The sequence below is a fragment of the Micromonospora sp. NPDC003944 genome (assembly GCF_053605225.1).
This window is the reverse complement of record NZ_JBSGIV010000004.1, coordinates 62,970-86,768: the sequence shown is the minus strand read 5'-3', so window position 1 is coordinate 86,768 and position 23,799 is coordinate 62,970. Positions and strand designations below refer to the sequence as shown.

Annotated in this window: 18 protein-coding genes; 9 read left to right on the top strand and 9 right to left on the bottom strand. The window is 71.9% G+C overall.

Annotated elements, in window-relative coordinates; all coding sequences use genetic code 11:
- Genes ACWER9_RS03325 through ACWER9_RS03310 form a run of 4 tightly spaced genes read left to right on the top strand, consistent with a single transcriptional unit; the run spans nucleotide 1 to nucleotide 4,292 of the window.
- A complete protein-coding gene (locus tag ACWER9_RS03325; RefSeq protein ID WP_452300245.1) occupies nucleotides 1-1,953 on the top strand; it encodes an MFS transporter in 1,953 nt (650 codons plus the stop codon).
- Entirely contained in the window at nucleotides 1,950-2,507 is a 558-nt protein-coding gene (locus tag ACWER9_RS03320) for a hypothetical protein (RefSeq protein WP_452300244.1), read from the top strand. The genes ACWER9_RS03325 and ACWER9_RS03320 overlap by 4 nt, the downstream gene beginning before the upstream one ends.
- Nucleotides 2,504-3,682: a M23 family metallopeptidase gene (locus tag ACWER9_RS03315; RefSeq protein ID WP_452300243.1), complete on the top strand. Its 1,179-nt coding sequence runs from the start codon at nucleotides 2,504-2,506 to the stop codon at nucleotides 3,680-3,682. Before ACWER9_RS03320 ends, ACWER9_RS03315 begins: the two co-directional genes overlap by 4 nt.
- 13 nt (nucleotides 3,683-3,695) lie before the next feature.
- Nucleotides 3,696-4,292: a hypothetical protein gene (locus ACWER9_RS03310; protein ID WP_452300242.1), complete on the top strand. Its 597-nt coding sequence runs from the start codon at nucleotides 3,696-3,698 to the stop codon at nucleotides 4,290-4,292.
- Between the two features lie 2 nt (nucleotides 4,293-4,294).
- On the opposite strand, the gene ACWER9_RS03305 is transcribed toward ACWER9_RS03310, so the two are convergent.
- Nucleotides 4,295-4,858: a hypothetical protein gene (locus ACWER9_RS03305; RefSeq protein ID WP_452300297.1), complete on the bottom strand. Its 564-nt coding sequence runs from the start codon at nucleotides 4,856-4,858 to the stop codon at nucleotides 4,295-4,297.
- Between the two features lie 195 nt (nucleotides 4,859-5,053).
- Between ACWER9_RS03305 and ACWER9_RS03300 the strand changes: the two genes are divergently transcribed.
- Together ACWER9_RS03300 and ACWER9_RS03295 are read left to right on the top strand one after the other, a co-directional pair.
- Nucleotides 5,054-7,618 carry an FtsK/SpoIIIE domain-containing protein gene (locus ACWER9_RS03300; RefSeq protein ID WP_452300241.1) on the top strand — a complete coding sequence of 855 codons (2,565 nt, stop codon included), beginning with the start codon at nucleotides 5,054-5,056 and terminating at the stop codon, nucleotides 7,616-7,618.
- A 28-nt stretch (nucleotides 7,619-7,646) separates the two neighbouring features.
- Nucleotides 7,647-8,366, top strand: coding sequence for a hypothetical protein (locus ACWER9_RS03295; protein ID WP_452300240.1), 720 nt, complete (start codon nucleotides 7,647-7,649; stop codon nucleotides 8,364-8,366).
- Here the strand turns inward: ACWER9_RS03295 and folE are convergent, their stop codons facing one another.
- The 4 genes from folE to ACWER9_RS03275 all read right to left on the bottom strand — a co-directional run bounded on the left by folE (nucleotide 8,367) and on the right by ACWER9_RS03275 (nucleotide 12,491).
- Nucleotides 8,367-9,032, bottom strand: a complete 666-nt coding sequence (gene folE / locus ACWER9_RS03290; RefSeq protein ID WP_030328001.1) for a GTP cyclohydrolase I FolE — start codon at nucleotides 9,030-9,032, stop codon at nucleotides 8,367-8,369. It lies immediately after the preceding gene.
- 35 nt (nucleotides 9,033-9,067) lie between these two features.
- Nucleotides 9,068-11,086, bottom strand: coding sequence for an ATP-dependent zinc metalloprotease FtsH (gene ftsH / locus ACWER9_RS03285; RefSeq protein WP_452300239.1), 2,019 nt, complete (start codon nucleotides 11,084-11,086; stop codon nucleotides 9,068-9,070).
- 579 nt (nucleotides 11,087-11,665) lie between these two features.
- Entirely contained in the window at nucleotides 11,666-12,241 is a 576-nt protein-coding gene (hpt, locus tag ACWER9_RS03280) for a hypoxanthine phosphoribosyltransferase (protein ID WP_124775502.1), read from the bottom strand.
- Nucleotides 12,242-12,341: 100 nt separating this feature from the next.
- Nucleotides 12,342-12,491, bottom strand: a complete 150-nt coding sequence (locus tag ACWER9_RS03275) for a hypothetical protein (RefSeq protein ID WP_452300300.1) — start codon at nucleotides 12,489-12,491, stop codon at nucleotides 12,342-12,344.
- Nucleotides 12,492-12,629: 138 nt separating this feature from the next.
- On the opposite strand from ACWER9_RS03275, the gene ACWER9_RS03270 reads away from it, so the two are divergent.
- Nucleotides 12,630-13,592: a GlxA family transcriptional regulator gene (locus ACWER9_RS03270; RefSeq protein ID WP_452300238.1), complete on the top strand. Its 963-nt coding sequence runs from the start codon at nucleotides 12,630-12,632 to the stop codon at nucleotides 13,590-13,592.
- A gap of 9 nt (nucleotides 13,593-13,601) precedes the next feature.
- Here the strand turns inward: ACWER9_RS03270 and tilS are convergent, their stop codons facing one another.
- The 3 genes from tilS to dacB form a co-directional block, all read right to left on the bottom strand.
- The gene (gene tilS, locus ACWER9_RS03265) at nucleotides 13,602-14,594 is read right to left on the bottom strand and encodes a tRNA lysidine(34) synthetase TilS (RefSeq protein WP_452300237.1); all 993 of its coding nucleotides are present in this window, start codon (nucleotides 14,592-14,594) and stop codon (nucleotides 13,602-13,604) included.
- 10 nt (nucleotides 14,595-14,604) lie between these two features.
- Complete coding sequence (locus ACWER9_RS03260) at nucleotides 14,605-15,675, bottom strand: zinc-dependent metalloprotease (RefSeq protein WP_452300236.1); 1,071 nt, start codon at nucleotides 15,673-15,675, stop codon at nucleotides 14,605-14,607.
- Nucleotides 15,676-15,766: 91 nt separating this feature from the next.
- Nucleotides 15,767-17,233, bottom strand: a complete 1,467-nt coding sequence (gene dacB / locus ACWER9_RS03255; RefSeq protein WP_452300296.1) for a D-alanyl-D-alanine carboxypeptidase/D-alanyl-D-alanine endopeptidase — start codon at nucleotides 17,231-17,233, stop codon at nucleotides 15,767-15,769.
- A 533-nt stretch (nucleotides 17,234-17,766) separates the two neighbouring features.
- On the opposite strand from dacB, the gene ACWER9_RS03250 reads away from it, so the two are divergent.
- Complete coding sequence (locus ACWER9_RS03250; protein WP_121656698.1) at nucleotides 17,767-18,273, top strand: inorganic diphosphatase; 507 nt, start codon at nucleotides 17,767-17,769, stop codon at nucleotides 18,271-18,273.
- A gap of 31 nt (nucleotides 18,274-18,304) precedes the next feature.
- Here ACWER9_RS03250 and eccD read toward each other — a convergent pair whose 3' ends face one another.
- Complete coding sequence (gene eccD, locus ACWER9_RS03245; protein ID WP_452300235.1) at nucleotides 18,305-19,708, bottom strand: type VII secretion integral membrane protein EccD; 1,404 nt, start codon at nucleotides 19,706-19,708, stop codon at nucleotides 18,305-18,307.
- Nucleotides 19,709-19,809: 101 nt separating this feature from the next.
- On the opposite strand from eccD, the gene eccCa reads away from it, so the two are divergent.
- Entirely contained in the window at nucleotides 19,810-23,796 is a 3,987-nt protein-coding gene (eccCa, locus tag ACWER9_RS03240) for a type VII secretion protein EccCa (RefSeq protein ID WP_452300234.1), read from the top strand.
- The last annotated feature ends 3 nt before the right edge of the window (nucleotides 23,797-23,799 follow it).

Genomic DNA, 23,799 nt, shown 5'->3' with positions numbered 1-23,799 from the left:
ATGGCTAGGGCCTGGGCAAGGACCGTCTCGTTCCTGCTCGCCCTTGGCGTACTGGCCGGGGCCACCCTCACCTGGCCGCTGATCGGTGCAGAGGCCGCAGCCGCCGCACCGCCAGCCGCCCAGGCCCGCGCCGACCTCTGCACGACCGCCGAATGGCAAGCCGACTTCCGCGCCTGCGTAGCAAAGCTGAAGCAGGTCAGTAGAGCGGAAATAGATTGCCGAAAGCCACCTGTACCGTCGGCCCCAGATTCTGGCCTGGCTGGTTGGTTCGCATCTCGTCCGGATTCGTCGAAGCTGCCGGGGCCAAAAGGCATCTACAGCGACTACGGCTACGGCGGTTACGGTTACAACACCTATGACGTCGACGGCGGGTGCGCCTCCACCATCCTCCATCCGGACTACAAGTTCACGACCACGGTCGCCAACGGCGAGCTGATGATCGCCACGGCTGTCGTAGGCGCCTCGAACGCCCTGCGGGAGCGAGCCTGGGATCCCCGCTCTATGTGGGATTGGGCCGACCCACTGGTGGAGAAGGCCACCAAGGCGGTTTACCAGAAGGTCTTCAGCGTCTTCGGGATAGTGACGCTCTGCGTGGTGGGCCTCTACCTGCTCTGGCGCTCCCGCCAGTCGGACATGAGCAATGCGATGACGACGGCAGGGTGGGCACTACTGGTGATGGTGGCAGTCACCGCGTTGGCAGCCTGGCCGGTCAAGTCGGCGAACATCGCCGACGGCACCCTGATCACGTCACTTGGTGTCGTGCACGACGCTATAGGTCCGGCTTCCAAGGACACCCCACCGGACCTGTGCGACGATCCGGATCCTAAGGCCTGCAAGGACAACCGGCCGCCGGCTGTCCGGGCCAGTGACACCGCCACAGAGGCGATGCTCTACCGCAACTGGTTACGTGGAGTGCTCGGCTCCGCGGATAGCGAGACCGCCCGCAAGTACGGCCCTGCCCTCTACGACGCTAAGTCGTTCTCCTGGGAGGAAGCCGAGAAGCTGCGGGCAAACCCGGCCACCCGGCCAGGAACGATTGAGGCCAAGCAGCAGCAGTGGATGACGGTTGCGGAGCAGATCAAGACCGAGGACCCGGAGGCGTACGAGTTCCTGACGGGCACCCGAGACATGGACCGTATCGGCTCTGGTTTCATCGCTGTTCTCGCGGCAGTGCTCTTCGCAATGTTCGACCTCACCGCTTCGGTACTGGTACTGCTTGGGTTCCTGATCTTCCGGTGGGCAGTTATCGCTGCACCGATTCTCGGCACGATTGGTCTCCTTCGTCCGGCTAGCGCCGGGCTGCGCCGGCTGGCCAATGCCGTGGTCGCCGCCGTGTTCAACATCGCCATCTTCGGCACCGGGGCCGCGATCTATCTGTTCGCCGTCGACCTGATCATGAGCACCCCCGCCCTACCGGGTTGGCTTCAGGTGGTGCTGGTCTGGCTCTGCGGGGTGGTCGGATGGCTGCTGCTGCGGCCGTACCGGCGGATCACCCAACTCGGCGGCAAGGACAGCAGCGAAGCAGTCAGCTCGGCGGGGTCCTGGCACCGCCGGTTCTTCCGCGACATGCGGACCGCCGCTCGGCTGGACGTGGCCGAGCCGGGCGGCACCGCCGAACCGATAGGCGGACGTCGACGGTCACCCGATGCCGAGCAGACGCGGCTACGTCCGGAGGCGCGGCGGGAGGATCCGGTCCCGGTGTCAGCCGCCGCTGCCGAGAGCAGGCGAGACGCGGTACGCCCCGACGGTCGAGAGCGACCCGACGAGGCACCGGCAGAGGAGAGCAAGGGTCGCAGCCGCCCGGTCGCTCCGCAGCCCCGACGTCGAGCGCCGGCGACCTGGACCGAGCCGGATGTACCGGCTGAGAACCCGTCGTTCGTGGTCTACCGCCCGGGATCCACCGAGCGAGCACCGGATCGCACCGGACCTCGGGTGCGCTCCGAGGCGAGGTGACGGTCATGCGACGGGCGTTGGAGTTCCTCTTCACCCGGGCGCTGCGGTCCCGGCTGGGCATTGCGCTAGCGATCGGGGTGGTGGTCGTCGGCGTGCTCGGGGCCGCCCGGCTGGTGTCCAGCCCGGTCGACTCCGCCGACGGGTTGAGCAGCCGTCCGGATGGACCGATCATCACCGTGGACCCGACGGCCGGCGACGACGGTCTACTCAACAGCGCGGCCCCGCCGTCACCCGTGACGTCGCCAGGCGCCCGCACGCCGGAACAGACGGCGGACCGCTTCGCGAAGGCCTGGCTGGGCCGCTCGGGGATGACCACTGAAGAGTGGCAGGCTGGCCTACGGCCACTCATCACGCCGGCGCTCAGGGAGAAGTTGAGCGGTGCCGAGCCCGCGAGCGTGCCCGCCGAGAAGGTCACCGGTCCGGCAGCCATGCGAGAGCGGACCGAAACGTTCGTCGAGTTGCTACTTCCCCTTGATGCCGGTGGGCTCCGGCTGGAGCTGGTCACCTCCGACGATGGTTGGCTGGTCGACGTTCTGGACTGGGAGCGGCCATGAACGACATTGGTAGCGCCCGAACCCGCCGCCGGCCTCTCCGGCTCGGTGTGATCGCTTCGGTGGTCACCGGGGTGCTGCTCCTGCTCTGCTGTACCGGCGGGACTGCGGCGTTCTTCCTCACCGGGCTCGGCGGCGACGACGCCGAGAACGGCGACGCCATGGCAAGCATGGAGTGCGGGCCGGTCCGAGCGGTGAACATCGCAGGCAAGCTGCCGCGGTTCACCGAGTACGGCGACACCCAGGTTCGCAATGCCGCGATCATCATCAAGGTCGGCCAGGACATGCGCGTGCCCTCCCGGGGCTGGGTGGTCGCGCTCGCCACCGCGATGCAGGAGTCCGCCCTGCGCAACCTGGCGAACAGTGGGGTGTCCGAGTCCCTGGCCCTGCCGCACGAGGGCGTTGGCGCGGACCACGACTCACTGGGCCTGTTCCAGCAGCGGCCGGGGTGGGGCACCGTCGCCGAACGGTTGACCCCCGCCTATGCGGCCCGCAAGTTCTACGAGAAGCTCGTCAAGGTAGAGAGCTGGGAGGGCCGTCCGCTCACCGTGGTCGCGCAGCGGGTTCAGATCAGCGCATACCCGGACGCGTACGCCAAACACGAAGAGATGGCCAGCCGGCTCGTGGACGCATTGGCCGGTGGCGCCGCTCGCACCGTCGAGATCAACGGTAAGGCGGTGTGCAACGCGGCCGAGCGCGGCAAGATCGCCGCCTCCGGTTGGACCGCGCCGATCCCCGGCGGAGTCGGCTCCGGCTTTCGCACCGCCAGCCGGCCCAGCCACAACGGGGTCGACATCGGCGCGGCCAAGGGCACCGAGATCCGCGCCGCAGCCACCGGTCGAGTACTGGTCTCGACCTGCGACGAGGACCACCGCGGCCGACAGGACTGCAACGTGGACGGGTTCCCCGGCAAGGGGGGCTGCGGCTGGTTCGTCGATCTCCTGCACGCCGGGGGCTACATCACCCGGTACTGCCACATGGTGGTGCAGCCCTTCGTCAAGAAAGATCAGATCGTCACGGCCGGTCAGGTGATCGGGAAGGTCGGCAGCAGTGGCAACTCTTCCGGCCCACACCTGCACTTCGAGGTACACCTGCGCAGCAACCGCAGCGCCTCAGGCGCGGTGAACCCGGTCCCCTTCATGCGCGAGCGGGGTGCCCCGCTGCGCGCCGCCGAGTGAGGGCACCACGGGTATGACCGGACCGATGCCCGACCCGTTCGCCGACCATCCCGACTGGGCACCGCAGCCGCCGCGGCCGCTGGCCATCGTTCCCGCGACCGAGCGGGTCGAACTACGCGGACAGCGGGTGCTGGTCGGGCTGCCAGGAATGGGTTGGCGCGGCGACCTGCGCGCGGACGACCGGGTGGTGCAGAGCGCCCGGACCTACGTGCCGGTGATCCCCGAGCACGAGTGGTACCGGGCGGAGGCCGAACAGGTCGAGGTGTTCGCACCGCTGGTCCCGGTCGAACGGGTGTGGGTGGAAACCGTCGGCAGCCGACCGCAAGCGGACAGCGTTCACACGGGCATCCGATTGGTGTCGCTGGACGGTCCCGCACACCCCGCCCCGACACCGGTCTTTGAAGCGGACGCGGTAACCGGGCGGCGGGTGGTGCACGTCGAGGGCGGGCTGGAGCACCGCGACCTTCGAGCGGTCACCGAGACCTACTCGGGTGCCGAAGGCGACATCTGCGTGCGAATCACACCGGAGGTCGAGTGGTACCGCTGGGCCTGGCGTGGCCAGTCCCCCACCACACTGGAGGTGCCGGTTCACCTCTTGTGGATTGAGTAACGTCAGCTAGCCTGCATGCCGCCACATACCCGCCAACCGTCGTCATCCTCGATGACGGTGAACGTCCAATCCTCTCGGCGACTGCTCCGGACCACGCCCTCGGCGGACCCGGAAATGGTCAGCGTGGTGCTGACCGACTCTCCGTCAGCAGAGGGCGTGCGGATCAGTGCGCCCCAACTGATTCGCACAGTGACCCCGAACGCGGCCTCTCTCTGCTCAATTTCATCTCTCAGGTCCCGAACAACCTGCAGGTCTGCCAGGCTCTCGCATGTGAAGAGGCCAGCTCTTGTGTCATTGCGATCCACGAGGAACGCGCGCAGATAGTTGTCCACGACCACATCAGGAGCACTGCGGTCGGGCGTCGAGGCGCGGTTGTACCAGACGTAGGCCGTTGAAACCCCGCCGAGGCAGAGCAGGGCCAGCACGCCAGCGACGACCGTGAGCACCGTCCGCATCCGACGGCGGGGCGGCTGCGGTGCCGGCGTGGCCGGGGCGGGCGGCAGCTGCTCGGACGGTGTCCGCTGGGCCGGTACGCGGGAGACCTGGGAACCGGCGGGGGGCTGCACTGATTCCACCTCCTGAAGTTATCGGCTGGACGCTCCGGAGCCAATGCCTCAGATCCAGCGGATCGTGACGGACCCCTCTCCGCTGGTGAGATCCACGACAACACCGGCGCAGCGCCGGGGCACCTCCCGGGGGTGCGCCCTCGGCTGGGATACCGTCTCTGCTTGGGGAGGGGTTGCCAACCTCGGGCAGAGGGGGTGGACGCGGTGGCCGGTCCGAAGGCTCGCACGAACCGCGCCGCAGCCCTGCATCGTCGGGCTACGGCCGTCGCGACCGCAGCTGCCGGGATCCTGGACGAGACGCGGCCGGCTCCGGCTGACCAGCGCCGTCAGTACGAGGTGGCCGATCGGCTCCGGACGGCTGCCGCGATGGTGGCTCCGGGTTGGTCTGGCGCGGCACTGGACTCGCTCACCGTGGACTCGCCGGCGGGTGATGGTCCGCCGCTGTTCGTTCGGGTCGGCACTGCGGCGCCGTTGGATGACGCTCGCTTCCCCGCGCTGGTGCCTCTGGTCGGCACCGGTCACCTCAGCGTGGACGCTGACGCTCGGGAGCTTCGGGTGGCGGGGTTGCTCCGGGCCGTACTCCTGCGGTTGTTGGGTGCGGCACCGGCGGGTTCGCTGCTGGTTCGCGCGGTGGATGCCACCGGGGCGGCGTTGACGCCGTTCGGGGCCCTCGCGGACGCTGGTCTGCTGCCGCCGCCAGCGGTGGACGTGGCGGGTCTGCGTGCGGTGTTGACCGAGGCGGAGCAGTGGGTCACACCGGGTGCGAGCGGGCGGCGGCGGCGGCACGATCGGACGTTGTTGCTGGTGGTGGCCGCGTTGCCGGAGTCGACCAGCTCGACCGACCTGGCGCGGATCGAGGCGTTGGCCGAGCAGGGGCCGGCCGCTGCTCTGCACCTGGTGGTGGCGGGTTGGCCTCCGGCCGGCCCGTACTCGGCCCGGGCACCGCTGCCGCGCACCACGCCGCTGGCGCTGCGTAATTCGTACGCGCTGCTCGGTGACCCGCCGGGGGCGTCGTTCGCCGGGCCGGGCGCTGACCCGCCGGGCGGTCTGAACTCGCCGGTCTTCGTCGAGTCGGATCCGCCGGCGGAGCTTGTCGATACGGTCTGTCGGCGGCTCGCCGAGCAGGTGGAGGCGGGTTCCCGGTTGGCGTTGGGTGCTCTGCTTCCGCCGACTGGTGAGCGGCTGTGGGAGTCGGACTCGGCCGACGGGTTGACCACGACGGTCGGCGATGCCGGGGGCCGGTCGGTGCCGTTGGGCTTCACCGAGTTGACCCCGCACTGGCTGGTGAGTGGCCGGTCCGCAGCGGGCCGTGCGGCGTTCCTGACCACCGCGCTGCTCGGCCTGGCCGCCCGGTACAGCCCGGACGATCTGGCGTTCTACCTGGCGGATCTCGGCGACGGCGAGTCCTTCGTGGAGTTTTTGCAGACCGAGCGGGACCGGTCGTGGGTTCCGCAGGTGCGCGCGGCCGCGATGGCAGCGGACCGGGAGTACGTGCGGGATCTGCTCGAGGAGTTGACGGCCGAGGTTCAGCGGCGTGCCGAGGCGGGCGCGCGGGCCGGCGGGCAACGCTTCGCGGAGTTGCGTCAGCACCAGCCGCTGCCACGGATCGTCTGTGTGGTGGACAATGTGCCGCTGCTCTTCGCTGAGCGGGACCGGCTGGCCACCGAGGTGGCGGCGAGTCTGGATGGTCTGGCCCGCGCCGGTCGGGCGTACGGCGTGCACCTGGTGTTGGCCGGCGCGGGCGAGCTGGGGTTGAGCACCCGTGCCGATGCCGGTCATCGGGATTCGGTGCTCGGGCAGTTTCCGGTTCGGGTGGCGCTGCCGGGAGGCAGTCCGGTGCTGGAACCGACGAACGACTCGGCGGCCGGTCTGCCGGTGGGCAGCGCGGTGGTGAACACGGCTGGCGGGCTGGGCGGCCCTCGGGGTGCGATCCGGGGTCACGAACGGTTGATCCGCCACCCGGACCCGCAGGACCATCCGGAGGTCGTGGCGGAGCTGCGGCACGAGTTGTGGGAGGCCCGACCGTCCGGGTCGGTGCCGCCGGTGGTCTTCGCGGGTTGGGCCCGGCCACTGCTCGGCAACGATCCGCGCCACCGGGCGGCCATGACGGGGCAGGCGCACGGGCCGGCCGCTCTGCTGGGCCGGGCGGTGGGCGTGGCCCGCTCGACTGTCGCCGTGCCGTTGGGGCCGGCCGCTGGACGCAACCTCGCGGTGCTGGGCTCGGGCACCGCCGCGGGCGGGCTGTTGGCGACGGCGGCGCGGAGCACTGCGGCTCACCACCCACCGGGCGGCGCCCGCTTCCTGGTGGCGGCACCGGACCCGGGTGCCCGGGCGTTGGCGGAGGCGTTGACGGCCGAGTTGGCGACCCGGCATTCGGCCGAGATGATGGATCTGCCCACGCTGCTCGCGGACGAGGCCGACGAACTGCCGACGTATCTGGTGGTGTTCGGGCTGGACCGGCCGGGTCCTCGGGAGCTGCCGGTGGACCGACTGCGGTCACTCCTGCGGGACGGGCCTCCGGCGGGGAGACACCTGTTGGGCTGGTGGCGGGCGGTGCCGCCGTTCGCCGCGTTGTTCGAGCCGGCGGGCGAGGTCGACAAGCTGGCCGCGGTGGCGGTGCTCGACGTGCCGGTCGCGCAGCTCACCGCGGTCTTCGGTCGGCCGGTCGAGTGGCAGACGCGCCCCGACCGGGCGGTGCTCTGGGACGGCCCGGACGAGCGGGGCACAGTCCTGGTGCCGTTCGCCGACGAGGCCGGCTGATCGGGTGGCGCGCGTGGAGGGTGTCGAGGTGAGTCCGAACGCGACGGCGACCGGGCCGGGGCGGCAGCGGGCCGCTGCGGCGACCGGGGACGCCAACCTGCCGTCGGCCGGGCCCGGCGCGGCCTGGGTGGAGTATCTTGCGGCCGCCCGCCAGTTGGACGGGGTACGCCGTAGCGCGTCCGCCGCCGCCGGTGAGCAGGCCCGGTCGGCGGAGGCCGCCCGGGAGGAGCTGACGGTGGTCCGTACCGGGTTGGCGAGTCAGCAGGAACGGCTGCGTGAGTTGGGCGTACCGGCGATCTCCCTGGTGCCGTCGCCACCGGAGCTGACCGAGGCGGCCCGGTCGATGGCGGGTGGTCCGGCGGCCGTGCTGGCGGCGTTGCGGGCCGGGCGAGGCTGGGCCGAGGCCGCCGACGCAGCGCTGGCGGCACGCCGCGGGTTTCGGCCGGGGTCCTGGCCCGCGCGACCCCGCAACCTCCTGGTGTACGGGCCGTTCGCGCTGCTGGTGCCGTTGATCCAGGTCGTGGTTCTGGCGACGACGGGGGTGGGACCGGCAAGTGTGGCGGCGCTGATCTGCGGGCTACCGATGCCGGCGGTCGCGTTCGTGGCCGGCTGGATCGGGATCGGGCGGTTGTTCCGGGTCGGCCCCGCCGAGCGGTTGGAGCGTACGGTGCGCTTCGGCGCGTTGGTGTGTCTGGTGCCGGCGGTGCTGGCCACGGCCGGCCTGCTGCTGGCCCTGCTGGCGGGCTGATCAGCGGGGGATGATCAGCGCCATCGCCTCGGCCCGCGACTTGGAGTCCGTCTGCAGGATGCCGCGTACGGCCGACGTGATGGTCTTGGCACCGGACTTCTGGATGCCGCGCATCGCCATGCACATGTGCTCGCACTCGAGCACGACGACGACGCCGCGTGGTGCGAGTTTGCTCATCAGCAGGTCGGCGACCTGGGAGGTGAGCCGCTCCTGCACCTGCGGCCGGCGGGCGAAGACCTCGACGAGTCGGGCCAGCTTCGACAGGCCGGTGATCCGCCCGTCGGGGCCCGGGATGTAGCCGATGTGCGCGCTGCCCCGGAAGGGCAGCAGGTGATGCTCACAGAGGCTCATCACGTCGATGTCCCGGACGATGACCAGCTCTTCGTGGTTGGCCTCGAAGGTGGTGCTGAGCACCTGGGCCGGGTCGACCCGAAGGCCGGCGAAGAGCTCGGCGTACGCGCGGGCGACCCGGGCCGGGGTCTGCTGGAGCCCGTCGCGGTCCGGGTCCTCGCCGACCGCGATCAGGATCTCGCGGACGGCCTTCTCGATCCGGCCGAGGTCGACGGCGTCCTCGACGGGGCGGCCGGTCAGCTTGCCGCTGATCAGCCGCGCGGCGACGTAGTCCAGCTCGTCGTCGCCGTCGGGTTCGGTCGCGGAGACGGCCAGCTCCCGGTGCGGGGAGCTGGCCGTCGGGTCGTTGCTCAGTGCGTGCCGTCCGAGTTGTTGGACGATGCCCCGCCACCGACCGACGCCTGCGCGCCGTCAGCCTGGGCCTGCGCCTTGAGCTTGTCCTTCTCCGCAGGGGTGAGCACGGGCGGCTCGGTGGACGGCTGGCGCTTGCCGAAGCCGTTGTACGGCGCCAGCGGCGGACGCTTGACCACCCGGGAGCAGATCCGCGCCATGTCGGCCGTGGAGAGGGTCTCCTTCTCCATCAGCTCGAGCACGATGTTGTCCAGGACGTCCCGGTATTCCACCAGGATCTCCCAGGCCTCGTCGTGCGCCAGCTCGACCAGGGCCCGCATCTCGCCGTCGATCTCGGCGGCCACCGAGTCCGAGTAGTCCCGCTCGTGGCCCATGTTGCGGCCGAGGAACGGCTCGTCCCCGCTGGTGCCGTACTTGATCGCGCCGAGCTTGGAGCTCATGCCGTACTGGGTGATCATCGCGCGGGCCAGTTGGGTGGCCTTCTCGATGTCGTTGCCGGCACCGGTGGTCGGCTCGTGGAAGACCAGCTCCTCGGCGGCCCGACCGCCGAGCGCGTACGCCAGGGTGTCGATCATTTCTGCGCGGGTCTGGGTGTACTTGTCTTCGGTCGGGAGCACCAGGGTGTGGCCCAGCGAGCGACCACGGGACAGGATCGTCACCTTGTGCACCGGCGCGGCGTGCGGCAGCGCCCAGGCGACGAGCGCGTGCCCACCCTCGTGGTACGCGGTGATCTTCTTTTCCTGGTCGCTCATCACGCGGGTCCGTCGCTGCGGACCGGCGATGACCCGGTCGATCGACTCTTCGAGCGAGTCGTTGGAGATCGCCCGCTGCTCCTTACGGGCGGTCAGCAGGGCCGACTCGTTGATCACGTTGGCCAGGTCGGCGCCGCTGAAGCCCGGGGTACGCCGTGCCACCGAGTCGAGGTCGACGTCGGGGGTGAACGGCTTGCCCTTGGCGTGCACCCGCAGGATGGCCTTGCGGCCCTCCATGTCGGGGGCGTCCACCGGGATCTGCCGGTCGAACCGGCCCGGGCGCAGCAGCGCCGGGTCGAGGATGTCCGGCCGGTTGGTGGCGGCGATCAGGATGACCCCGCCCTTGGTGTCGAAGCCGTCCATCTCGACGAGCAGCTGGTTGAGCGTCTGCTCCCGCTCGTCGTGGCCGCCGCCCATGCCGGCGCCACGGTGCCGGCCGACGGCGTCGATCTCGTCGACGAAGACGATCGCCGGGGCGTTCGTCTTGGCCTGCTCGAACAGGTCGCGGACCCGGCTGGCGCCGACACCGACGAACATCTCCACGAAGTCGGAGCCGGAGATGGAGTAGAAGGGCACGCCGGCCTCGCCGGCGACCGCGCGGGCCAGCAGCGTCTTGCCGGTGCCGGGCGGGCCGAACAGCAGCACGCCCTTCGGGATCTTGGCGCCCAGGGCCTGGTACTTCGCCGGGTTCTGCAGGAAGTCCTTGATCTCGTGCAGCTCCTCGACGGCCTCCTCGGCACCCGCGACGTCCGCGAAGGTCGTCTTCGGGGTGTCCTTGGTGATCATCTTGGCCTTGGACTTGCCGAAGTTGAGCACCCGGGAGCCGCCGCCCTGCATCTGCGACATGAAGAACAGCAGCAGAAGCACGAGCAGCGCGATCGGCAGCAGGTTGACAAGCAGGCTCACCCAGATGCTGTCCGAGGAGACCTTGGTGTCGGCCGGGCCGGTCACCCGGTTGGCCGCCTTGGCGTCCAGCACCTCGTTCCAGATCTGGTCGCCAGCCTGGTACGGGAACTGGGCCTCGATCTTGTTGGTCTCGGTCTTGCCGAACTTGGTCTTCTGGGCCAGGTCAAGTTGGAGCGTCTGCTCCTTGTCCTGGAAGACCGCCTTGTTGATCTTGGCGGTGTGCAGCTGATCGAGCGCAACGGAAGTGTCCACCCGGTGGTAGCTGGGACCACTGGTGAACAGTTGACTGAGCACAACGGCGCCGAGGATGACCAGGATGATCCAGACCACCGGTCGGCGGAAGAAACGCGTACGTTCCATACTGTTGTCGAGCGCCGGGGCGCCCGCATCCTCCTGATCGACGTCCTGACCGTCTGATGGTGTCGCCGCGGTGAGCGGCGGCCGGAGCCGCCGTGCGGGCCGGCCTCGACCCCGAGGCGCGAAAACTGCCGCGCCGCGGTCATTCGACGGTACACCGTGTACGCGAGGAGTGAGCTTGCGAGCCCCGCAGTCATACACAATCACAGCGGTGTACGCGAGGAGTGAGCTTGCGAGCCCCGCAGTCGTGCACCTTCGAAAGACCGGGTACGCCAACAGCGAACCTGCGAGCCCGCACACTCGGCGCGCCTTCGACATCGACGACACGCACCATGGGCAGGCCCACCAGCCCCGCAGCCAACGTACGGCGAGCCCGGGTGGAAGCCGGCGTGGCGGGGAGTCCGGCTCGGCCACCCGAGCGCCGGTCACGCGATCGAGGGGTTCGAGCGCGGAGTAACCTCCGGGCCACCGTGGTACACGGTAACCGCATCAGCTGAGAGCGCGCTGAACGTCGGCTTGATGAATGCCGATGCGAGTCGGGCTCATGCCGGGCGATGGGCCAGCCCGGGTTCGGGCCCGTCGTCAGGAGCGGGCGTAGACCTCGGGCTTGAGCACCCCGACGTACGGCAGCTCCCGGTAGCGCTCACCGAAGTCGAGGCCGTACCCGACCACGAACTCGGTGGGGATGTCGAAGCCGACGTACTTCACTCCGACCGGCACCTTCACCGCGTCCGGCTTGCGGAACAGGGCGACCACCTCGACGCTCGCCGCCGAGCGCGACTCGAGGTAGCGCAGCAGCCAGGAGAGCGTGAGCCCGGAGTCGACGATGTCCTCGACGACGACCACGTGCCGACCGGCGATGTCGCGGTCCAGGTCCTTCAGGATGCGGACGACCCCGGAGGAGGTCGTGCCCTGGCCGTAGGACGAGATGGCCATGAAGTCGAGCTCCGCCGGCGGGCCGTTACGGCCCAGCGCCCGGGCGAAGTCGGCCATGAACATCACCGCGCCCTTGAGTACGCACACCAGCAGCAGCCCGTCGCCCACGTGGGCGTAGTCGGCGGAGACCTGCTTGGCCAGCTCCGCCGTCTTCTCGCGGATCTGCGCCTCAGAAATGATCACGTGGTCGATGTCGGCGTCGTACCAGGAGCCGTCAGCCATGACTCCTAGCCTGCCGTACGTCGGATGGCCTCCGTCGGCGGGGCCGCACCTTTTGGCGCGGTCCCGCCGAGGATTTTCTGGGCAAACAACGCTTAACACATCAGTTGGTGCGGGACCGCCAGCGACGACCACCGTCGCTTGGCTTCCAGTCGGCCGAATCGTGGCTGTCGGCGGTGAGCCCGGCGGCCGAGGCGGCGACAAGCAGGACGAGGAACAGGAGGAAGAGCAGGAACTCCATGGCGGCGCTCACTTTCGCATGGTTGCTGTCGGTTTCGCCGCCGGTGCGCACCGGACTGAGACAAGTCTGCGCCCACTCGAACCGACCGGACAGTGGCAGGAATGCCATTGGTCATCGATTTCCTGCCACCTGTCGGGTTACCCTCGTCACATGCTGCGTTCGGTTGCCGTACTCGCCCTCGATCAGGTCGCGCCCTTCGAGCTCGGCGTGCTCGCCGAGGTGTTCGGCACCGACCGCACGGCTGACGACTTCCCCGCCTACCGCTTCCAGGTGTGCAGCCCGGACGGCGCTCCGGTGCGTACCTCGTCCGGCTTCCACCTCACCCCACACGCGGACCTCGGCCCGGTCGACGAGGCCGACCTGGTGGCCATCCCCGCGCACAGCCAGGGCACAAGCGTCCCCGGGCCGGTGCTGGACGCGCTACGCCGGGCCGACGCCCGCGGCGCGCACCTCTTCAGCGTCTGCTCCGGAGCCTTCCTGCTCGGCGAGGCCGGGCTCCTCGACGACCGCGAGTGCACGACCCACTGGCGGTACGTGGACGAGCTGCAACGGCGACACCCGCGCGCCCGGGTGCGCTGCAACTCGCTCTACGTCCAGGACGGTCGGCTGCTCACCAGCGCCGGCACGGCGGCCGGCATCGACGCGTGCCTGCACCTGATCCGCCAGGAGCACGGTTCGGCCACCGCGACCCGGCTGGCCCGGCGGATGGTGGTCCCGCCGCATCGCGACGGCGGCCAGTCCCAGTACGTGGAGGCGCCCATCCCAAGGGCGCCCGAGGCCCCGACCCTGGAGCCGGTGCTGGAGTGGCTGATGGGCCACCTGGACCGGTCGATCACCGTGGAGGAGTTGGCGGCCCGCGCCGGCATGGCGCCCCGCACGTTCGCCCGCCGGTTCCGCGCCGAGACCGGCACCACCCCGCACGACTGGCTCACCAACCAGCGGGTGCTGCTCGCCCGGCGGCTGCTTGAGGAGACCCCGTTGAGCGTGGAGGCGGTCGCCGACCAGTCCGGCTTCGGCGACGCCGCCGCGTTGCGCCACCACTTCACCCGCCGGGTCGGCGCCACCCCGCACAGCTACCGGACCACCTTCCGGGACCGGGCACACAGCGGCTGAGCCAGGGTCTCAGCCGACGACGACGGGGGCCAGCCGGTCGGCCCGGCGAAGCACCCGGATGCCGCCGGGCAGGTCGGTCGGGCCCTGACCGTGCCAATCCGTCACCAGGGCGTCCAGAGCAGCGACGTGCCGGTGCGACAGGGCACCGGGCAGCGCGCCCAGCTCGCGGGCCCAGGAGTGCAACACCCGGCCGCGTACGGCGGGGGCCAGGCCGAGCAGCGCCGGCACGGACAGCGCGTCGTCGGGGCGCCGGGCCGCCGCCAGCGCCGTCCCGGCCAACTCGTCGAGCGCGGCGTTGTCGGCGGCCACCAGCCGGGCGGTACGCGCCAGGTTGTCCACCACACCCGGGCCGAGCGCCCGCACCAGCGCCGGCAGCAGGTCGGCCCGCACCCGCGACCGGGCGTACGACGGGTCGGTGTTGTGCGGGTCCTGCCACGGAGTCAGACCGAGCGCGACGCAGGCGGCGCGTGTCTGCTCCCGACCGATCTCCAGCAGCGGGCGCAGCAGCGGCACCCCGCCCAGATCCCGCCGGGCGGGCATCCCGGCCAGCCCTCGGGGGCCGGCGCCCCGGGCGAGCGCGAGCAGCACCGTCTCCGCCTGGTCGTCGCGGGTGTGCCCGGTGAGCACCGCGACGGCGTTCTGCTGCCGCGCCACCTCGGTCAGCGCCTGGTAGCGGGCCTCGCGGGCAGCGGCCTCCGGCCCGCCGGGACGCCCGGCTACCTCCACCCGGACCACCGTCGCCGACGCGAACCCGACCTCCCGCCCCCAGGCGGCCACCGCCTCGGCACGCTCGGCGGAACCGTCCTGCAGGCCGTGGTCGACGCTGACGAGCGCCGCGGTGCGGCCCAGCCGGGGCGCCACGAACACGGTGGCCGCCGCGAGCGCGAGCGAGTCGGCGCCCCCCGAACAGCCGACCAGCACCGGACCGCCGGACGGCAGGCCGGTCAGGGCGCGGCGGACCGCCACCCGGACGGCGGCCACCGGCGGAGCGAGCGCGGCCACCGGCGGGTGGTCAGCCAGCGGCCGGGATGGTGCCGGCCGAGCCGTGCACCCGGGCGACCCAGGCGTCCGGGTCGCCCAGCTCCGAGAGTCGAGGCAGGGTCAGCGGCGAGTTGAAGATCGAGTTGAAGCCGTCCATGCCGACGCGTTCCACCACCCCGTGCACGAACTTGCGCCCCTCGGCGTACTGGCGCATCTTGACGTCCACGCCGAGCAGCCGGCGGATCGCCTTCTCCAGCGGGTTGCCCGCCTCCCGGCGTCGGTTGAACGACGCCCGGATCCGCTCCACGCTCGGGATCACCTGCGGGCCGACGCCGTCCATCACGAACTCGGCGTGCCCCTCCAGCAGGGTCATCAACGCGGTGAGCCGGTCCAGGACGGCCCGCTGCGCCGGGGTCTGCACGATGTCCAGCACGCTGGTGCGGCTGTCCTGGTCACGGACCGCCTCGGACAACGTGGCCACACCACGCCGCAACCGCTCGACGAGGTGCTCGCTGCCGCTGGACGAGGCGTCGACGAACGCCTGCACCTCGCTGAGGAAGTAGGCCCGCATCCACGGCACGGCCGTGAACTGGGTGCGGTGGGTGACCTCGTGCAGACACACCCAGAGCCGGAAGTCCCGAGGATCGGCGCCGAGCTTGCGCTCCACCTCGACGATGTTCGGCGCGACCAGCAGCAACTGGCCCGGCTCAGCCGAGAAGACCTCGTACTGCCCGAGCACCCGCCCGGAGAGGTAGGCCAGCACCGTGCCGGCCTGCACTCCGGTCAGGCGGGAACCGATCGCCTCGGTCAACGCGCCCGGTTGCTTGTCGCCGGAGAGCCGACTCATCAGTGGGGTGATCACCTCACGGAGGCCGGCGATGTTCGTCGCGGCCCAGTCACGGCGATCGACCACCCGCACCGGTGGGTGCGACACCTGCGCCCGCAGGCCCGTGTAGTCGGCCACGTGCCCGGCCGCCTCGTCGGTCAGCCGGCGCAGGTCGCCGACCACGTCGGTGGCTTCGGCGTACGACACGCGGGGGCCAGACTTGCTCAACGCCCCCGCGGTAGCGGCGGCCAGATCCCAGTCCACGAACTGCGCCATGAACCCACCGTACCCGCGCCGCGACACCCCGGCCCCGGGTCGCGCCCTCGATCGACGCCGATGGCGTTCGCGGCACCCGGCCCGGCGACGGTCAGCCGCAGCCGCAGCCGGCAAGCGCGGCGGCGATCCGGTCCAGCGCCGGCTGGGCGGTCTCCCGGTCACCCGGCACCTTGTCGGTGAGCACCGCGAAGGCCAACAGCCGGCCGTCGGCGGTGGTGACCAGGCCCGCGATGGAGTGCACGCCGGTCAGGGTGCCGGTCTTGGCCCGGACGCTGCCCGCGCCCGCAGCGGTGCCCGCGGCGTTGCGGTAGCGCTCGTTCAGGGTCCCGGACCAACCGCCCACCGGCAGACCACCGAAGACGCCGGCCAACTCCGGGTGGTCCGGACTGGCGGCCAACCGGACCAGGTCGGTCAGCAGCGACGGGCTGATCCGGTTACGGCGGGACAGACCGCTGCCGTCGGAGACGCTGATCTCGTCGGCGGGAAGGCCCAACTCGGCCACCTCGGCGTCCATGGCGGCGGCGCCACCGTCGAACGAGGCGGGCTGGTTGCGGGCGAGCGCGACCTGTCGGGCGAGCGCCTCGGCCACCAGGTTGTCGCTCTCGCTGATCATGACGTCGACGAGCCGGATCAGCGGCGGAGACTGCACCACACCCAGCTCGGTGCCCGGTGCCGGGTTGGCGCCGGCCGCCGCCGGAGCCGGAGCCGTGCCCCGCTTCACGGTGTCGGTCGGCACCCCGAGCAACCGGGCGAACGCCTTGCCGGCGGCGATGTCCGGCTCGGCGAACCGCGGGGCGGACCCGTGTTCGACGCCTGGGTCCGTACGCGCGCCGTCGGTCATCAACGCGGTCACCGCGCCGCCCGACCCCCCGGTGGGGATGTCGTCGTCCCAGCCAGGGCCGTAGACCGGGCCGGAGTAGAGCGAGCCGTCGACGGTGACACTCGTCGGGGGTGTGCCGCCGAGCGCGGTACGCACCTGCGCGGCAAGCTCGTCGAGGCGCGCCGCACCCGGGTAGTAGCCCTTCTTGTTGATCGAGAGGGTCGGGTCGCCGCCACCGACGATCACCACCTCACCGGCCTTCGCGCCGGCCACCGCACGGGTGGGAATCCGGTAGCCGGGCCCCCGGGCCGCAAGCACGGTCACGCCGGTCGCCAGCTTGGTCACCGAGGCGGGGACCGTGCCGTCGTCCGCCCCCTTGGCGAACAGCGTCTGACCGGTGATCACGTCGGCGACCGAGACGTTCACCCGGTCACCAAGGGTGGCGACACCGACAAGTGGGTCGAGCACGGCGCGAACCCCGTCCGGGGTGGGCACCGGAGCGTTCGAGTCGGGGCCGGCAAGCACGTCCGCCGGGGCGGGATCCGGGGTCACGCCGGCCGCCTTCGGCCCGGACCCGGCGTCGTCGCCAAGCCACCCGGCGACCGGGCCGGGACGGGTGACCACGACTCCGATGCTGGCGAGCACCAGCAGGAGCACGGCCGCCAGCACCACCGGCAGCCGTCTCCGGCGGCCGGGCGCAGCGGGTGCGGCGGGTGCGGGTTCCGCGCCTGCCGGCAACGCGGAGATCGGCGGGCCCAACGGAGGGACCCCGCCGGGGCCGGGGGCGGCCGACCCGGGATCGAACGACGGGCTGAGCGGCGCGGGGCTGACCGGGACCGTGGCACTGCCGCGCGGCGGGCCGCTCACCGGCCGCTCACCGCCGGTTGTCGGGAAGTGACCAGTGTTCGGTGTGGGCGACGCCGGGCCGGCCGGTGGGCGCCAGGGCAGCGGCGGGGGCCGCTCGGGCACCGTCTCCGCCGCCGGGTTCGGTGGCTCGGGAGCCCGTGGGAGGTGGGCCTCCGGCACCGGGACCCGCCCCTTGGCGCTGCCGGAGCCGGATCGTCCGGTACCGTGCGCGGAGCCCCCGTCCGGGCGGTAGTGTGAATCTTCCCTCCCCACGACCCCCTCCTCCCCCAGCGAAAATCGGCTTGGGTGACACTACTTCGGTCCGAAGACTATGCGGCGGCCGGAGTCGGCGGGTGGGCATTCACCTGTCCGGGGGGCCGCCATTGGTTCCGTTAGCCAGCGTGGGCAGACGAGGGAGCGTGCAGATGGATTTCGACGTGACGGTTGAGATCCCCAAAGGTCACCGGAACAAGTACGAGGTGGACCACGCGACCGGCCGGATCCGGCTGGACCGCACCCTCTTCACGTCCACCCAGTACCCGGCCGACTACGGGTTCATCGAGGGCACGCTGGGCGAGGACGGCGACCCGCTGGACGCCCTCGTGCTGGTCCCCGAGCCGACCTTCCCGGGCTGCCTGATCCGCTGCCGCACCATCGGCATGTTCCGGATGACCGACGAGAAGGGCGGGGACGACAAGGTCCTCTGCGTGCCCTACGAGGACCCCCGCCAGGAGCACCTGCGCGACATCCACCACCTGGGCGAGTTCGACCGCCTGGAGATCCAGCACTTCTTCGAGGTGTACAAGGACCTGGAGCCCGGCAAGTCGGTGGAGGGCGCGACCTGGGTCGGCCGCACCGAGGCCGAGGCCGAGATCCACGCCTCCTACCAGCGGGCCAGGGACGCCGAGGCGCGCGGCGAATCCACCCACTGACGACAGCTGACGCACCGGGCCCGAGGGTCGCTCAACCGAGCAACCCTCGGGCCCGGTCGTACAGGTCGAGCACCGCGCAGGCGATCGGCACCACGGCGACCACCAGGGCCGTGTCGGTGAGGTCCGCGACCCTCCCGAGGTACGGCGAGACCGGCCGGCGGGCGTACCCGGTACCGCCGGCGACCGCCACCAGGGCCAGCGCCGCCCCGCCCAGGACCAGCACCAACCGACCGGCCTCGTCGGCCCGGCCGACCAAGATCGCACCAAGCACCGCGTAGCCGGCCAGCCCGGCGAGGACGGTCGGCACCCGGTGTCGCAGCGCCACGAACAGCCGCGAGCGCAGCAGCAGCACGGCCGACGTGACCGCCACCAGCACCCGACCGGCTGTGCCACCGGCGACCACGAGGACGACGGCGGTGGCCACCGCCAGCAGGGCGTGGCCGATGAGCATGCCGGTGAGCATCTCCTCGGTGCGGATCACCGCCGCGTACACCCGGCCCCGGTCGGGCAGATCCCGGGCCCGCTCCGGCTCCTCCACCGGAGTCGAGGCCGGCAGGGTGACCGGCGGCAGGGGCAGCTTGCCCAGCCGGATGGCCAGCAGCGGGATCACGCCGACGGCGAAGACCAGCGCACTGAGCACCACCGCCGCCGTACCGGCGGTGGTCATCAGCAGCCCACCGAGCGCCGCGCCCGCGCCGATCAGGCCGACCGTCACACCGGCCACGAAGACCCGCAGCCGGCTGGCCACCCCGAGAAGCCCGATCAACGCCACAAGCAGCAGCGCGACCGAGCCGGCCAGCAGTTCGGGAGCGCCCACCCAGCGCGCCGGCCCGAACGGCCCGACCGGGTCGCCGGAGCCGACTGCCAGGGCACCGGCCGTGAACGCGTAGGGCAGCGCGTAGCCGCCGAGCGTCGCACCCGCGGTGCCGTCGCCGTTGGCGCGGGAGGCCACCGTGCCGGCCACGGTGAGCACCACCGCCACCACGGCGGCCGTCAGCCAACCGGCGCGGTGGGTCGGCCCCCCGGCGAACAGCGCGAGCAGTCCGACCGCAAGCGGTACGGCGGCACCGGCCAGACCGGCCGCCCGGGTGGCGGTGGGCGACCAGGCACCGCCACGGCGGCGAGCACCGTCGGCGATCGCCTCGATGACGTCGTCGTACTCCAACTCGGGCCAGTGCGCCCGGGCCGGCACGAGGTGCAGCACCTCACCGTCGCGGACCCCCTGCGGCAGCAGCGCCTGCGCCGTCACCAGCAACGCCCCGTCGGTACGGCGGAGCACCCAACCGCCGTGCTGCTCGCCGTCGTCGGCCAGCCCGACCCCGGCGTGCCGGAGCACGTCGGGCAGTAGCTCGGCCAGGGGCACCTGCTCCGGCAGGGCGACGTCCACCCGTCGTTGCGGCGCGCTGATCGTGACGCGTGCCAGCCCGGTAGTCATCGACTTGTCTCCATATCGAGGGGGATCGGAGGCTGCGCGGACGACAGGACTTTACCTACCATGAGCCAGGCTCGGGTCACCCAGCGCAGTCAGGAGGCCGAGTGTCCACAGTCGTCATCAAACGCCCACCGCGCCGACCAGCACCGGAGATCCCCGCCGGTGAGCTGTCGGTCGAGGCACCGCCGGAGATCCCCGCGGTGACCGGCGGGCGGTGGCAGCAGATGCTCATGCTGCTGCCCATGCTCGGCGGCACGGTGGCGATGGCGATGATGTTCGGCCGGGGCGGCGGCGCCTACTCGTACGTGGTGGGCGGAATGTTCGGGCTCTCCTCGTTGGCGATGCTCGTGACGTCCTGGGGCAGCGCCTCCGGCACCCCGAAGAAGTCCGAGATGATGGCCGCCCGCAGGGAGTACCTGCGCCACCTGGCCACGCTGCGACGGCGGGTCCGGCGGACCGCGAGCCAGCAACGAGCCGGGCTCTACTACCGGCACCCGGATCCGGGCCGGCTCTGGTCGACGGTGGACAGCCACCGGGTCTGGGAGCGCCGTCCCACCGACCCGGATTTCGGCGTGGTGCGGGTCGCTGTCGGGCCGCAGACCCTGGCCACTCCACTCGTCCCACCGGTGACCCGACCGCTTGAGGAACTGGAGCCGATGACGGCGGGCGCGCTCCGCCGCTTCCTGGACGCGTACTCCGTGGTGCCGGACCTGCCGGTGGCGCTGTCGCTGCGCAGCTTCGCCCGGGTGCACGTGCGTCCCGCCGGCCGCGGCCGGTCGACCACGGCGACCACCGGCGGACCACCCACCGGCGACCCGGCGGCGCAGGCGCTGACCCGGGCCGTGCTGACCCAGCTGGCGGTGTTCCACGCCCCCGACGAGCTGCTCGTCGCGGTCTGCGCCGGGCCGGAACGCCGCGCCTGCTGGGAGTGGGTGAAGTGGCTCCCGCACGCCCACCACCCCGGCCGCACCGACGCGCTCGGTCCGGTACGGCTGGTCACCAGCTCCGCGGCCGAGTTGGAGTCGCTGCTGGCCGACGTGCTGGCCACCCGGTCCCGATTCAGCCCCTCCGGCCCGGCCACCGACGGTCCGCACGTGGTGGTGGTGCTCGACGGCGGCGACCTGACCGGCGCCAGCGACCTGACCGGCGACGGCGGCATCGACGCGGTCACCGTGCTGGATCTGGACACCCCGCCGCCCCGACTGCTGGACCGGTACGCGCTGCTGCTGGAGTTGCACGGCCAGCGGCTGCACTCGTTGTCGTCCGACGGGCACGCCGAGGTGGGCACCGCCGACCAACTGGACCTGGCCGACGCCGAGGCGGTGGCCCGACGGTTGGCGCCGTTGCGGCTCGCCGGCACGGCCCGGGGGCCGGACGCCCCGTTCCAGGCCGACCTGGGCCTCCCCGAGCTGCTCGGTCTCGGCGACCCGGAGAGCTTCACCGCAGAACAGGGCTGGCTGCCGCGCTCGGCTCGGGACCGACTGCGGGTGCCGATCGGGGTGGGCACGGACGGCGGCGCCATCGAGCTGGACCTCAAGGAGTCCGCCCAGGACGGCATGGGCCCGCACGGCCTGCTCATCGGGGCGACCGGCTCCGGCAAGTCCGAGCTGCTCCGCACGCTGGTGCTGGGGCTGGCCGCCACGCACAGCTCGGAGCAGCTCAACTTCGTACTCGTCGACTTCAAGGGCGGCGCCACCTTCACCTCGTTCGACCGGCTGCCCCACACCGCGGCCGTGATCACCAACCTGGCCGACGCGTTGCCGCTCGTCGACCGCATGGTGGACGCGATCAACGGGGAGCTGGTCCGTCGCCAGGAGTTGCTGCGGCGGGCCGGCAACTTCGCGAGCGTGCGCGACTACGAGCGGGCTCGGGCGGCCGGGAGCCCGCTGGCCCCGCTGCCGTCGTTGCTGCTGATCTGCGACGAGTTCTCCGAACTCCTCTCCGCCAAGCCGGACTTCATCGACCTGTTCGTGCAGATCGGCCGGCTGGGCCGGTCGCTCGGCGTGCACCTGCTGCTCGCCAGTCAACGCCTCGAGGAGGGCCGGCTGCGCGGGTTGGACACCCACCTCTCGTACCGGATCGGGTTGCGCACCTTCTCCGCGCTGGAGTCCCGGACGGTGCTCGGTGTGGCGGACGCGCACGAGCTGCCCCGTTCGCCGGGCCACGGCTACCTGCGCGCCGGCACCGACCCGCTGGCCCGTTTCAAGGCCGCGTACGTCTCCGGTGCAGTCCGGCGCCGGGCCGCGCCAGGCGGCGTCGCCGCCGACGGGGACGCGCGGCTGCTCACCTTCACCACCCACGTCGTGCCGGTGCCCGAGCCGGCGGCCCCGGTCGTGCCCGTCGTGGCCGAGGAGGAGGGCGGCGGGACGCTTCTCGACCTGCTGGTGGACCGGCTGGTCGGGCAGGGCCCACCGGCACACCAGGTCTGGCTCCCGCCGCTCGGTCAACCGCCGGCGCTGGACGAGCTGCTCGGGCCGGTCGAGGTGCACCCGACCCGCGGGCTCACCGTGGGCAACCCGGAGCTGCACGGCGCACTCGGAGTGCCGATGGCGGTCGTGGACAAACCGTTGGAGCAACGCCGGGACCTGCTCTGGCTGGCGCTGGACGGTGCCGCCGGGCACGTCGCGGTGGTCGGGGCGCCGCAGAGCGGCAAGTCCACAGCCCTACGCACGCTGATCTGCGCGCTTGCGCTCACCCACACACCGGCCGAGGTGCAGGTCTACTGCCTCGACTTCGGAGGTGGCGGGCTTGCCGCGCTGCGCGACCTGCCGCACGTGGGCGGGGTGACCGGCCGCGCCGACCCGACCGCGGTACGACGGACCGTCGGCGAGATGACCACCCTGCTCGTCGACCGGGAGCGCCGCTTCGCGGAGTCGGGTGTGGAGTCGATGTCCGCGTACCGGCAGCGGCGGGCGGCGGCGGCGGGGGCGAACGGTCAGCCGGGCGCCGACCCGTACGGCGACGTGTTCCTGGTGATCGACGGGTGGAGCACCATCCGCGGTGAGTACGACGACCTGGAGCCACTCGTCACCGACCTGGCCACCCGGGGTCTGTCGTACGGGGTGCACGTGGTCGCCACCGCGCTGCGCTGGCTGGACTTCCGGCCGGCGATCCGGGACCTGTTCGGCTCGCGGCTGGAGCTGCGCCTCGGTGACCCGGCCGACTCGCTCGTGGCCCGGCGGGCGGCCGCGAACGTGCCGGAGCGCTCCGGTCGTGGGGTGACCGCGGAGGGCCTGCACTTCCTCACCGCGCTGCCGCAGCTCGGTGCCGCCAACGGGGACACCGCCGATCTGGTCAAGCGAGCCGCCGACGGGTGGCCGGGTCTTCCGGCGCCCCGGGTGCGGCTGCTCCCGCCGGTGCTGCCGTACGCCGACCTGGACCTCGCATCGACGACCGGGCTGCGGCTGCCGATCGGCATCGCTGAGGCGGACCTGCGCCCGGTGCTGCTCGACTTCGGCACCGAGCCGCACTTCGTGGTCTTCGGGGACTCGGAGTGCGGCAAGTCGTCGTTCCTGCGCGCGCTTGCCACGTCGATCATCACCCGGTTCACTCCCGAACAGGCTCGGGTGATCCTCGTCGACTACCGGCGCAGCCTGCTCGGCACCATCGAGACGCCACACCTGATCGGGTACGGCACCGCGGCGGCACACACCGCCGACCTGGTCGAGTCGGCCGCCGGCTACCTGGAGCGGCGGGCCCCTGGGCCGGAGGTCACCCCGCAACAGCTGCGCGACAGGTCCTGGTGGTCCGGGCCGGAGCTGTTCGTGCTCGTGGACGACTACGACCTGGTGGCGGCGGGGCCGGCGAACCCGTTGCGGGCGCTCGAGGAGCACCTGCCGCACGCGCGGGACATCGGGCTGCACCTGGTCCTGGCCCGCCGGTCCGGTGGGGCGGGCCGGGCGCAGTACGAGCCAATCGTGCAGCGCCTGCGGGAGCTGTCCACCGCCGGCCTGGTGATGGCGGGCAGCCCCGAGGAGGGCGCACTTGTCGGGCCTGTGCGGCCCGGACCGCTGCCGCCCGGGCGTGGTCGGCTGGTAACCCGGCGGGAGGGCGTACGCCTCGTTCAGTTGGCGCAATTACCGCCGCAGTGACCT

Excerpts from the sequence above, each read along its gene's own strand:
- ACWER9_RS03270 (WP_452300238.1), top strand. The coding sequence starts at position 12,630 with ATGCTGCGTTCGGTTGCCGTACTCGCCCTCGATCAGGTCGCGCCCTTC.
- ACWER9_RS03250 (WP_121656698.1), top strand. The coding sequence starts at position 17,767 with ATGGATTTCGACGTGACGGTTGAGATCCCCAAAGGTCACCGGAACAAG.
- ACWER9_RS03260 (WP_452300236.1), bottom strand. The coding sequence starts at position 15,675 with ATGGCGCAGTTCGTGGACTGGGATCTGGCCGCCGCTACCGCGGGGGCG.
- ACWER9_RS03310 (WP_452300242.1), top strand. The coding sequence starts at position 3,696 with ATGACCGGACCGATGCCCGACCCGTTCGCCGACCATCCCGACTGGGCA.
- ACWER9_RS03315 (WP_452300243.1), top strand. The coding sequence starts at position 2,504 with ATGAACGACATTGGTAGCGCCCGAACCCGCCGCCGGCCTCTCCGGCTC.
- eccD (WP_452300235.1), bottom strand. The coding sequence starts at position 19,708 with ATGACTACCGGGCTGGCACGCGTCACGATCAGCGCGCCGCAACGACGG.
- ftsH (WP_452300239.1), bottom strand. The coding sequence starts at position 11,086 with ATGGAACGTACGCGTTTCTTCCGCCGACCGGTGGTCTGGATCATCCTG.
- hpt (WP_124775502.1), bottom strand. The coding sequence starts at position 12,241 with ATGGCTGACGGCTCCTGGTACGACGCCGACATCGACCACGTGATCATT.
- ACWER9_RS03325 (WP_452300245.1), top strand. The coding sequence starts at position 1 with ATGGCTAGGGCCTGGGCAAGGACCGTCTCGTTCCTGCTCGCCCTTGGC.